Origin of the sequence: Cognaticolwellia aestuarii, from assembly GCF_002000025.1 — a bacterium.
GTDB lineage: Bacteria > Pseudomonadota > Gammaproteobacteria > Enterobacterales > Alteromonadaceae > Cognaticolwellia > Cognaticolwellia aestuarii.
Genome location: NZ_MUZV01000004.1, coordinates 262,764 through 275,043 on the forward strand (window position 1 = coordinate 262,764; position 12,280 = coordinate 275,043).

Annotated in this window: 10 protein-coding genes; 1 reads left to right on the forward strand and 9 read right to left on the reverse strand. The window is 39.9% G+C overall.

The annotated features are described in order from the left end of the window. Window positions 1-76: 76 nt before the first annotated feature. Window positions 77-1,549 (reverse strand): IMP dehydrogenase, encoded by a 1,473-nt coding sequence (guaB, locus tag B0169_RS08135; protein WP_077285455.1) that lies wholly within the window; start codon window positions 1,547-1,549, stop codon window positions 77-79. Between the two features lie 189 nt (window positions 1,550-1,738). Between guaB and xseA the strand changes: the two genes are divergently transcribed. Further along, complete coding sequence (gene xseA, locus B0169_RS08140; protein WP_077285456.1) at window positions 1,739-3,088, forward strand: exodeoxyribonuclease VII large subunit; 1,350 nt, start codon at window positions 1,739-1,741, stop codon at window positions 3,086-3,088. Here xseA and B0169_RS08145 read toward each other — a convergent pair. The 8 genes from B0169_RS08145 to pilW form a co-directional block, all read right to left on the reverse strand. Beyond that, entirely contained in the window at window positions 3,072-3,755 is a 684-nt protein-coding gene (locus B0169_RS08145; RefSeq protein ID WP_077285457.1) for a PilZ domain-containing protein, read from the reverse strand. The genes xseA and B0169_RS08145 overlap by 17 nt on opposite strands. A gap of 180 nt (window positions 3,756-3,935) precedes the next feature. Beyond that, window positions 3,936-5,411, reverse strand: coding sequence for a ribosome biogenesis GTPase Der (gene der / locus B0169_RS08150; protein ID WP_077285458.1), 1,476 nt, complete (start codon window positions 5,409-5,411; stop codon window positions 3,936-3,938). 158 nt (window positions 5,412-5,569) lie between these two features. Next, complete coding sequence (gene bamB / locus B0169_RS08155) at window positions 5,570-6,772, reverse strand: outer membrane protein assembly factor BamB (protein ID WP_235838519.1); 1,203 nt, start codon at window positions 6,770-6,772, stop codon at window positions 5,570-5,572. A 20-nt stretch (window positions 6,773-6,792) separates the two neighbouring features. Continuing rightward, window positions 6,793-7,431: a YfgM family protein gene (locus B0169_RS08160; RefSeq protein ID WP_077285460.1), complete on the reverse strand. Its 639-nt coding sequence runs from the start codon at window positions 7,429-7,431 to the stop codon at window positions 6,793-6,795. A gap of 9 nt (window positions 7,432-7,440) precedes the next feature. Beyond that, entirely contained in the window at window positions 7,441-8,715 is a 1,275-nt protein-coding gene (gene hisS, locus B0169_RS08165; protein WP_077285461.1) for a histidine--tRNA ligase, read from the reverse strand. 149 nt (window positions 8,716-8,864) lie between these two features. Further along, a complete protein-coding gene (gene ispG, locus B0169_RS08170; protein ID WP_077285462.1) occupies window positions 8,865-9,983 on the reverse strand; it encodes a flavodoxin-dependent (E)-4-hydroxy-3-methylbut-2-enyl-diphosphate synthase in 1,119 nt (372 codons plus the stop codon). 47 nt (window positions 9,984-10,030) lie between these two features. Next, a complete protein-coding gene (locus B0169_RS08175; protein ID WP_077285463.1) occupies window positions 10,031-11,062 on the reverse strand; it encodes a RodZ domain-containing protein in 1,032 nt (343 codons plus the stop codon). A gap of 12 nt (window positions 11,063-11,074) precedes the next feature. Continuing rightward, a complete protein-coding gene (pilW, locus tag B0169_RS08180) occupies window positions 11,075-12,259 on the reverse strand; it encodes a type IV pilus biogenesis/stability protein PilW (protein ID WP_077285464.1) in 1,185 nt (394 codons plus the stop codon). Window positions 12,260-12,280 lie beyond the last annotated feature (21 nt).

The following is a 12,280-nucleotide window of genomic DNA, read 5'->3' on the forward strand; positions in this document are numbered from 1 at the left end:
AAGGCGATAGCGCGGAGTTGACGCTAGTCAATGAGCGCTTGTAACGCCGAAATTACGCTAAAATAACACACTGAGATTAACCCATACGGTAATTAGGCGCTTCTTTGGTGATGGTAACATCGTGAACATGTGACTCGCCCATGCCCGCCGAAGTGATCTTCATAAACTCAGGCTTAGTGCGCATAATTTCAATCGTCGAAGAACCGGTTAAGCCCATCGATGAACGCAAACCTCCCATCTGTTGATGGATAATAGCGGCAACGGGGCCTTTGTAAGCAACACGGCCTTCAATGCCTTCAGGAACTAGCTTGTCAGCTTCACCGTCCGATTTTTGGAAGTAACGATCGCTTGAGCCTTCTTTTTGGCTCATCGCACCAAGCGAGCCCATACCACGATATGACTTGTAGTAACGGCCTTGGTAAAGCTCAACTTCACCAGGAGCTTCTTCCGTACCAGCAAACATACTACCAACCATTACGCAGTGAGCGCCGGCTACTAATGCCTTAGCAATATCGCCAGAGAAGCGAATACCACCATCAGCAATGACCGGAATCCCTGTACCTTTTAAAGCTTCAACCGCATTAGATATCGCGGTTAATTGTGGTACACCAACGCCAGTTACGATACGTGTGGTACAAATTGAACCTGGACCAATACCTACTTTCACTGCGTCTACACCAACATCAGCTAATGCTTTCGCACCAGCACCTGTAGCAACATTACCAGCAATAATTTGTAAATCAGGATACTTAGCTCGCGTTTCAGCAACACGATCAATAACACCTTGAGAATGGCCATGAGAAGTGTCGATTAGCAGTACATCAACACCCGCAGCAACTAATGCATCAATGCGTTCGTCTGTACCTGCACCAACACCAACAGCAGCACCAACACGTAAGCGACCTAGCTCATCTTTACAAGCATTGGGCTTACTTTCGGCCTTTTGATAATCTTTTACTGTGATCAAACCTTTAAGGGTAAAGGCGTTATCAACCATCAAGATTTTTTCAATGCGGTGTTCATGCATTAAACCTAAAATTTCAGCGCGTGATGCACCTTCTTTAACCGTAACTAGCTTATCTTTTTTGGTCATTAAGGCTGAAACAGGTTTAGTTAAATCAGTTTCAAAGCGTAAATCACGGCCGGTAATAATACCGACAAGCTTATTTCCTTCATCAACAACAGGAAAACCAGAAAAGCCAAGCTCATCAGCTAAGCGCATAGTATCTAAGATACTTGCACTCGGGTTTACCGTTACGGGATCTGAAACAATACCACTTTCAAATTTCTTAACTTTAGAAACATTTTTGGCTTGTTCAGCAATAGTCATATTTTTATGAATAAAGCCTAAACCGCCCTCTTGCGCTAAAGTAATGGCTAAACGTGCTTCTGTTACTGTGTCCATCGACGCAGATACCATAGGTACATTTAAATTGATCTTTCGAGTTAATTTCGTTTTTAAATCGGCAGTATGGGGCAGTACCGTAGAATGAGCAGGTACCAGTAAAACATCGTCAAAGGTTAAAGCTTCTTGAGCAATTCTTAGCATCGCAACATCTCTCTAAAATGAGTGGTTAGGGAGGAAATATTGCGGCAGAATTTTAACCGTTTTCACTACTAAGGTAAACTTAAAATTGCAAATAAACGAAAATAAACTGTCGATGATTAGCGAAACAAATATATAATAGTGTCTAACTCCCCGATTATTAGCCTTAACAATAAAAAAAGTAACGCATTTATGGCTCAACAGCATATTTTACAAGTAAGTGAACTAACAAAAAAAGTACGTTTTATCTTAGAAAGTGAGTTAAATACTGTCTGGTTATGTGGAGAAATATCGAATTTCATTGCCGCTAGCTCCGGACATTGGTATTTATCACTAAAAGATCAAAAGTCACAAGTTCGCTGTGCCATGTTTAAAGGTAGTAATCGTCGAGTCCGTATCAAGCCACAAAACGGTCAACAAGTGCTAGTTAGAGCGAAAGTGTCACTTTATGAACCCCGTGGTGACTTCCAGTTGATTATTGAACAAATGGAACCAGCAGGCGAAGGACTTCTACGTCAACAATATCAGCTATTAAAAGATAAGTTGCACCGCGAAGGTTTATTTGAATTGCAGCATAAACAGGCAATTCCTAAATTAATTCAAACGGTAGGTATTGTTACCTCACCTACCGGTGCTGCAGTAAAAGATATCATCACAGTATTAAAAAGAAGAAACCCATTATTAAAAATTATTATTTATCCTGCGCTAGTTCAAGGTGAACAAGCTAAATTTGATATAGCCCAAGCCATTGCAATTGCTAACCAACGTAATGAAGTTGACGTGTTATTAATTGGTCGTGGTGGTGGTTCGCTAGAAGATTTATGGGCGTTTAATGAAGAAATAGTCGCACGTGCTATTTTTCAGTCAACAATACCCACTATCAGTGCTGTAGGCCATGAGGTAGACACAGCATTATCTGATTATGTTGCTGACTTAAGAGCGCCAACTCCTTCAGCGGCGGCAGAAGTTGTTTCTGCAGATATCGATGAACGTATTAATAAAGTCACTGAATTACTTAAGCGCGGACAACTCGCTTTACAACAGCAAATAAAACGTTCAAATCACTTATCAGTAAGCTTGGTTCATCGATTACGCCAAGTACACCCAGAACAACAGTTGCAGAATAAACAGCAAAAGTCTGATCAGCTAACCATGCGTTTACAGAGTCTAATTTCTCGTGAGTTTATACAACTTAAACAAAAGCCTAAGTATCTAGAGCAACGACTTCTCAATGCAAGCCCAGCACAACACATAAAGTATCAACAACAGCAGATGATGCAACTAAAAAGTCAGTTGATCAGTGCCCAACAAAGATTACTAACCGCTAAGCAAGCAAGCTTTTCCCATCAATGTGAACAACTGCATATCGTCAGCCCATTAGCCACTATAGCCCGAGGCTACAGCATTGCACGTGATGAACAACACAAAGTTATAAAAAGTATTAAGAATATTAGTGTTGACGATAATATTAAAGTAGAAGTTACAGACGGCGTAATGACAGCTCGTGTTATCGCTCTACAGGAAATTAATTCGGAGAAATAACCGCTTGCTGCAATAATTTAACCACTTGCAGTTTACTTGAATCATCAAATTTAACGCCCAACAGAATGCCATCACTTTGCACTTTACTGTTACAAATTTCAGCTTCTAGCTTGAGGTTTTTTAATTCTTGAAAGTCTTCAATGGTAATTTCTACCGGCTTATCATCACTTAACGTCAGTTTTTCGCCATTATTTATCATGAGTTGACAACCTGAGACCGATATATCAGATATAACTGAGTCCCAGTATTCTTCTTTAACTTTCACTTTTGCTTTAATATAGGTTTCAATTCTTACGGAAGAACGTAAATTTTGTAAGCTAACTTCACGTGGAAATTCAAGTACAATAATACGAGAAGGTATTTGTATAGTCTGCTTAATATTAGACACAAAAGCGACTACAGCACCTTCATGGCCTTCAATAAGTCCACGAACAGTAACGCCCATGCCTTGAGTAATATATTGTGAAAAGTTACCTAATTTTGAACTATCAGGATATTGTACTAAAACGTAATTTTTAGGCATATAACCAATAAAAGAAGAACGAAACTTGCCGCGTTGTCCCGCAGGGGTAGACATATCCAGTGTTACTGTAGCTCCAGGTTGTAATAAAGCTAAGTTGCGATTTAGTCGCCCCATTATTTCCATTTTTACTGAGTTATCAGACATGATTTTCCAAAATATTTAGCCTAAAACAATCAAGAACATACAAATTTATTAGCCATTTTACATTAGCGGAATACTAGCCTTAAAGCAATATGCTTTATTGGCTATATCATGATCATTCGCCATAAAAAAAGCTGATTATCTCAATCAGCTTTTTCATCAATAACATCGCAGAGTACTTAGTTAATCTTTCTTATAACCTTGTGTTGCTCGTGCCATTTTCTTTTGCTCAGTATAAGTTAATTTTTTCTTACCGGCGAATGGGTTAGAAGTTTCTCTGAACTCTATTCTTATTGGAGTACCCATAATTTTTAATGACTTACGATAATAGTTCATTAAATAACGTTTGTAAGAAATCGGTAAGTTTTTCGCTAAGTTGCCATGAATAACAATAATCGGTGGATTATAACCACCGGCATGGGCATATTTTAGTTTGATACGACGTCCTTGATGCATTGGTGGTTGATGATCAAACACCGCCATATCAAGAATTTTAGTTACCATTGACGTTGAAATACGCTTAGTCGCAGAAACAAATGCTTCTTCGACTGACTCATATAAGTGTCCAACACCAGTACCGTGGAGTGCGGAAATAAAATGAATACGGGCGAAATCAATAAAGCCTAATCGGCGATCTAACTCAGACTTAATACGATCTTTAACATGATCATCTAAGCCATCCCATTTATTTACCGCCAACACTAAAGAGCGCCCTGCTTCTAAAATGAAGCCAAGCAAGCTTAAGTCTTGATCGCTAATACCTTCTTGGGCATCAATAATCAGTAAACAAACATTGGCATCTTCTATTGCTCGTAACGTTTTGATCACTGAGAACTTCTCAACAATATCAGTAACATTTTTACGGCGACGAATACCTGCGGTATCAATCAAGGTGTAAGGGCGACCATTGTGCTCCATTGGAATATAAACACTATCTCGAGTCGTACCTGGCATATCATACACGACCACTCGGTCTTCACCCAAAATACGATTAGTCAATGTTGACTTACCAACATTAGGTTTACCAATAATAGCTAATTTAATCGTGTCTGTTTCTTCTGGCGCTTCATCAATATTTTTCTGATCTAAGGCTTCATTATCTATATTTTCGTCATACTCACCGTCAAATTCATCATTTTCTAGTGCTTGTGGTCTGCCTAGTTCTTCAATATGAGGCGTTAATGCCAAAGTTAATAATTGCGTAACGCCGCGACCATGCGCAGCCGCAATTTGATGTACTGCATCACCCAAACCTAAAGAGTAAAAATCAGCTACAGCAGAGTCAGCATCAATGCCATCTACCTTGTTAGCAACCAAAAATACTTTCTTGTCTTGCTTACGTAAATGGCTAGCAATACCCTGATCGGCAGAAGTTAAACCGGCTCTGGCATCAACCATAAATAAAACTGCATCGGCTTCATCAATAGCGATCAGTGACTGTTCAGCCATTAACGCATCAATGCCTTTTTCATCGCCTTCAATACCACCGGTATCAATAACGATAAAAGGGTGCTCTTCAACTTCCGCTTTGCCGTATTGGCGATCACGAGTTAAGCCAGGATAGTCTGCAACTAGCGCATCTCGACTGCGCGTTAATCTATTAAATAATGTTGACTTACCGACATTAGGTCGCCCAACAAGTGCTACTACAGGAAGCATGTTCACCTCAATTTTTTCATTCAACTCAATATAATCTAAAAAATTATATCCGTTTTATTAATAAACAACGGCTCCAGTGCACTTTACACTGGAGCCGTTTATAATTTTAGTCTAAATATTCAACCAGCTAATAAATTATCAACCGCTAATTAAATAATTTATTCTGGGATAGCAATCGCTTCTAAGTCACCATCGCGCGATTGAGCGTATAAAACACCATTAGCAACGGTTGGTGTCGTATAAATACCACTACTATCTACTTGATGACGTGCAACCACTTCACCTGTTGATTGATCTAGCCAATGTAGATAACCTTCAAAATCGCCAACTACAACATAATTGCCGATCGGCACCGGTCCAGTAACACCACGATTCATAAATGATAATTGGCTCCATAACTCTAAACCATTATTACGATCGATAGCATAAACATGGCCTTTAACATCCGTTAAAAATAAGCTATTACCGCTAATCGAAATTTCACGATACGACGAGTATTGACGTTGCCATAACACGCGACCTGAACGTAATTCAACCGCGCTTAAGTTACCACGCGAAGAGACAGTGTAAATATTTTCACCGTAAACTAATGGTGTTGAATCAACATCAACCACGCGCTCTAATTCTGTAGAACCTGTTGCTTCGCCAATATCAGCAGTCCAACCTTGACGCCCTTGTTCAAGCAAATAAACAGCAAGCGAACCATCAGCCGAGCCAACAATTACACCACCGCCAGAAATCACCGGGGCACTAATGCCTCGTAATGATAATGGCGGCACATCTTGCTCGATCTGCCAATCATCTTGACCATTTGAAGCATTAAACGCTTTCATAACACCCGAAGCGGTATTAACCACTAACTTACCAGAATCAAGTGCTGGGGCTGCAATAACCTCGCCTTTAACTTTACTCTGCCATGATAGCTCGCCATTTTCAGCTTCAAGCGCAGTTACAACGCCATTCTCACTGCCATAAAAAACTTTATTGATACCAGCAACTACACCGCCACTGATCAAGGCAGGCTCTTTATCATCGAAAAAACCGCGCTTGCTATCAACATCGCTTAAATCAGTTTGCCAAATTTGTTGACCACTATTTTCATCAAATGCATAAGCTTCACCGGCACGACTGACACTAAATACTTTTCCATATGCCACAGCCGGTTTTATACGTGAGAAGTAATCTCCCACTCCACTACCAATACTGGCATCCCATTTAACCGTAGGATTAAATAAGGCTGTAATTTCGGTTAATTCCGCAACCTTTAATTCTTCGTTTTCGTCATCCGTTGATGAACACGCAGAAATCCCTACCGCCAAAACGCAGATAGCAAGGAGTTTTTTGTTAAAGCGTTTACTCATAAACATGCTTACACCACTCTCTATTTGCTTAAGTCAATTACTTGCGCTAAGTCGTCTAGTTTCATTTGTAATGCCGGATTGCTACCTTCGCTTGCTTCATCAATTGCTGCTTGATAAGCAGTACGAGCTAAGGCTGATTTACCTTGTTTAAAATAAATATCACCTTTAACTTCTTCAACGTCGGCGGTAAATGAAGCAGGTAATTTTGCGGATAAAGTCGCTAAGGCTTGTTCATATTTCTCTAATTGCAACTGCACTCGCGCCAAACGCACTGTTGCAATGGCTTTAATGCCATCATCAACAGATTTGGCAATTGCTGTGTTTAAATAAGTTTCAGCTTGTGCCCAATCTTGTTTTTCAGCAGCTTCTTTTGCTAAAGCAATAGCCGTTAGCATGCTATAAGTTGAGTTTTCATTCTCTGCCATAAAAGCTTCACCTGCAGCAGTAAAGGCAGCACCATCTATCGATGCTTCTTCAAGCATTGTTTGGTAAGCTTCTGAAGCATTCACTTCTTGTTGTAGTTTGTGCTCATTATAATAATTAAGACCAATAAAACCGGCAAAACCTATGGCTAAACCTGCGATAATCGCATTGCCATTATTACTCCAAAACGTTTTGATTGCTTCGACTTGTTGTTCTTCTGTTTGATGTATATCCAAAACTAACCCTTAAAGTAAATTTGTTAAAAGATCGGCCACTTGCTCTAGTGGCAAACTTTGTTGTTCTTGTTGTCCGCGCAGGTATTTTACCGTGACCATTTTTTGTGCTATTTCATCTTCACCAAGAATCAAAGCAATTTGGGCACCCGATTTATCTGCACGCTTCATTTGTTTTTTCATATTGCCACCACCACAGTGGCATTGTAAGCGAATGTCTGGTACTTGATCTCGCCATTTTTCTGCTAAGCCGTTAGCGGTAATTTCAACGTCACTGCCAAGCATAATAACGTAAGCATCAACTTGTGCTCTAATATTATTTGCTTTTTCTAAACTGGTTAGCATCAGCACCAAGCGTTCAATACCTAACGCAAAGCCAAAGCCTGGTGTTGATTTACCACCAAGTTGCTCAACTAAACCGTCATAACGACCACCAGCACATATAGTACCTTGTGCTCCTAAGCTAGAAGTAACCCATTCAAAAACAGTGCGGTTATAATAATCTAAACCACGTACTAATCGGTCATTAATCACATACTTAACACCAGCAGCATCTAAACGCTGGCACACTGACGCGAAATGAGCGCTCGACTCTTCACCAAAGTAATCGGCTAATTTAGGTGCGCCAACTAATGCTGCTTGTACATCAGGGTTCTTACTATCTAAAACCCTTAATGGGTTAGTATGCATTCGACGCTTGCTGTCTTCATCTAACAGCTGTTCTTTTTCAGTTAAGAATGACACTAGCGCATCACGATATTTTGCACGTTCTTCGTTTGAACCTAAAGAATTCAGCTCTAGTGTGACAAACTCATTGATGCCAAGTTCCCGCCAAAGTCGAGAAGTTAACAAAATGATTTCTGCGTCAATATCCGGAGTGGCGATACCAAAGGCTTCTAAACCAAATTGATGAAATTGGCGATAGCGACCTTTTTGTGGACGCTCATGACGAAACATTGGCCCCATGTACCACAAGCGCTGCTCTTGGTTATAAAGTAAGCCATGTTGATTACCTGCACGTACACAGCTCGCTGTTCCTTCAGGACGAAGTGTTAAACTGTCGCCATTACGGTCTTCGAAGGTGTACATTTCTTTTTCAACTATATCAGTTACTTCACCAATAGAGCGTTTAAATAAGGCGGTAGACTCAACAATCGGCATACGTATTTCAGCAAAACCATAATTACTAGCTACTCGGCGCAATACAGCTTCTACCATTTGCCAAATACCTGTTTCAGAAGGCAAACAGTCGTTCATACCTCTAATTGCTTGAATTGCTTTACTCACGTATTTTTTCCCGCATGTTTATCTATTCAGTAATTTATTCAATTGCTCAGCAAAGAATAACTTTTATTGTTCATATTTTTTATCGCGTGCATTATAGGCAGTTTGCTATCAAACGTAAATAACAGCAAAGTTCACGACAGAGTTAATGATTACTCAACTTCTTTTATCTCAATTTTGTTACTCGCATCTAGTAGTTTAGCTTTAGCACGAATACGCTGTTCAAGTTGGTCAACGAGGTCATTGTTATCAAAACGCTCTTTTTGACGGATACCATCAAGGTAATAACCACTTTTTTTACTGCTCCCCGTTAAGCCAAGATCTGAAACAATTGCTTCCCCTGGTCCATTAACGATACAGCCAATGATAGAGACATCCATTGGGGTCATAATGTCTTCAATGCGCTGTTCAAGTGCATTTACTGTAGAGATAACATCGAATTCTTGACGAGAACAACTTGGACAAGCAATCAAGTTAATGCCACGACTGCGCAGTTTTAATGATTTTAAAATATCAAAACCAACTTTAATTTCTTCAATAGGATCAGCAGCTAATGAAACACGCAAGGTATCACCAATCCCTTCTGCTAGCAATAATCCTAGCCCTACCGATGACTTAACTGAACCCGAGCGTAAACCACCCGCTTCAGTAATACCTAAGTGCAGTGGGTTATCTATTTGCTTAGCAAGTAAACGGTATGCACCAACCGCTAGAAAAACATCCGAGGCTTTAACGCTAACTTTAAATTCATGAAAATTTAAACGATCAAGAATATCAACATGGCGCATCGCCGACTCTAGCAAGGCTTCAGGTGTTGGCTCACTGTAGCGTTCTTGAATATCTTTTTCTAAAGAGCCACCATTAACGCCGATTCTAATCGGGATATTATTATCACGCGCGCACTCAACTACTGCGCGAACTCGGTCTTCACGACCAATATTTCCTGGGTTGATGCGCAAACAATCGACACCATACTCAGCTACCTTTAGTGCAATTCGATAATCAAAATGAATATCAGCCACTAGCGGTATTTTAGTTTGGCGTTTAATTTCACGAAAAGCCTCTGCTGCATCCATTGTTGGCACGCTCACCCTAACAATATCAGCACCAACAGCTTCAAGGCTTTTAATTTGTGCCACGGTCGCTGCAACATCCGTAGTCAAGGTATTAGTCATTGACTGAACAGTAATAGGTGCATCGCCACCAACAGGTACATTACCGACCATAATTTGGCGGGATTTACGACGAATAATAGGAGATTCTTTAAACATAAGATGAATTCAATATTGTTACGTTAATTAAATGGAATGTTACCGTACTAAGGCTCGAGTGGTAATGAAAACTTGGCAATATTTCCAGCATTGAAAGTCGTCATATCAACCGAAATATCATTGTAATCTATTTGCACCAATTCAGGCTTGCCTAAGGTGACTGAAAAAGGTGCCTGGCCAGAAATTCGCATGACATAACCTGACTTTTTCACTCCCCAAGCAATTCTTTCACCCGTGGCATCATAAATATTAACCCAACAGTCACCTGAAAAAGTGAATACCACATTGGCTAAAGGCACCGTTAACTCATCATCAACAGTCATTTCGTTATCAGGTGCTAGTTCTGACGGGATTGTCGCTTCATCATTATTAGATGCATTTTCAACATTAAGCGAAGTCAGTTCATTTGGCTTAATTTCACTTGTTGTCTGGCTTTCATCAGCCGTTGTTGGCTGAGTGCTTGTTGGCGCGGCTATGGTATCTATCGTGTTGTTAAGGGTATTGGCTAGCGCTGCTTGCGGCTCGGTACTAAGCTCATCATTTAACTCACTAGCACTCTGAGATGTGTTAGCTGGCGAAACGTTAACTGGCGCTGTCATTTCAGTGGGTTCAGCTACTACCGGCTCTGGCTGTTCTGAAGGTGATTGCAGCCACCACACTACCGTTGCAGTAACTAAAATGGCCAATATTAGATAAGAAATCCACATCAGCATATTGTGTTCGGCTTGTTTTTCAGTGCCTTTAGAGAAGCTTTGCATTTCAGCACATTGACGTTGTGCAACACCTAACTGGTCATAACTATTTAAGATATCTTCTTGAGAAATATTAACCAGTTTGGCGTAACTCTTTAAATAGCCACGGTTAAAAGCCGAAGGTAAACTAAGATCAAATTGTTCGACTTCAATATTTTGTACTAATGAAAGTCTAAAATTTAGCTTATCTGCCACTTGCTGTTGGCTCAACCCTTTGTCTTGTCGTGCCTCTTTAAGCATTCGCCCCGGACCGACAACTTCAATATCATCAGAGATCCCTGATAATTGTTCTTCTTCATTTTTCAATATTATATGCTCTTGCTTCATCAAGCGTTACTCTTAGTGTTTCGCAGCTAATTTAGGGTCTGCGAGATAAAGTACATCACCAATTTTTAAAATATAAGGACTACGCAGTTTATTCCAACGCTTTAAACTATTCATCGCAACATTGTGCTGCAAAGCAACACTCGACAAGTTATCGCCTTGCGCTACAGTGTGAATAGGTAATGACACCATGGCTGCTTTGTTTTTTTCTTTTGCTTCAACACCTTGCTTCGCTGTCGGCATCACTGAATTTGCCATTATTGGCTTAAGACCACGGTTACTTAAATCTGATTTTTCTGAAATCGATACAACTTTGGGTGACAATACCACAACACGCTTTTTGTTTGTTGTATTTTTATCACCAACCAGTGAGTCTTGGTATTCCTCAGCTAATTTGTCAGCATCCAGTCGATATAGTTCATTTAAAATGTATTGTTTAGCCTCAAATGAGTACGGAAACATTTTAACCAGCATATTGCCATAATTTTTGGCAATAGCATTTTCACCTTGTTTTTTAAATATCTTAAAGGCAAGTGCCAATGCTTCTGCACTGAAGCGCCGCGTTGACTTTTCATAACGATATAAATAACGTTGGGCCAACTTATAGTCACTTTTCGCGTATTGTAGGCGCATCATTTGGTATAACGAACTAGCGCTATTAGGGCTATGCGCAATAGCTTTTTCAAAGTATGTTTGTGCTTTATTGAACTGTTTTGCTTTGAGTTGGCATAAAGCTAGATTTTCATAACTTTGTGCAACTAAGATATAGCTAGGAACAGCAATAGCTTTTAAAATTTGTTGTTCTGCTGCTGCATATTTTTCTTGTCGGCACAAAAACACGCCGTAATTATTCAAGGTATCAGCATCTTTACTATTAATATTTAAGGCCTGTTCATAAGCATCAATCGCGAGTTCTGCCTCACCAACCGTTTCATAATAGTGTGCAAATGCGGTGTATACTTGCACTAAATTAGGCGCAAAGCCCTTTGCTTTCTCTAAATTAAGCTTTGCTTGCTGGGTATTGCCCATTTTTAAATAACCTAACCCGAGAGATATTCGGGTCATGGCTATTTCATTATTACTGGTTTCATTTTCAATTAGCGGTGTACTTTTATCATTGCCATAGTTTTGCGTTACACAAGCAGTTAAGCTCATTGCACTTAGCAATACGAGAAAAACCGTTGATAATTTAGTTATCATAAAAGTATCGTCACTTAGTCA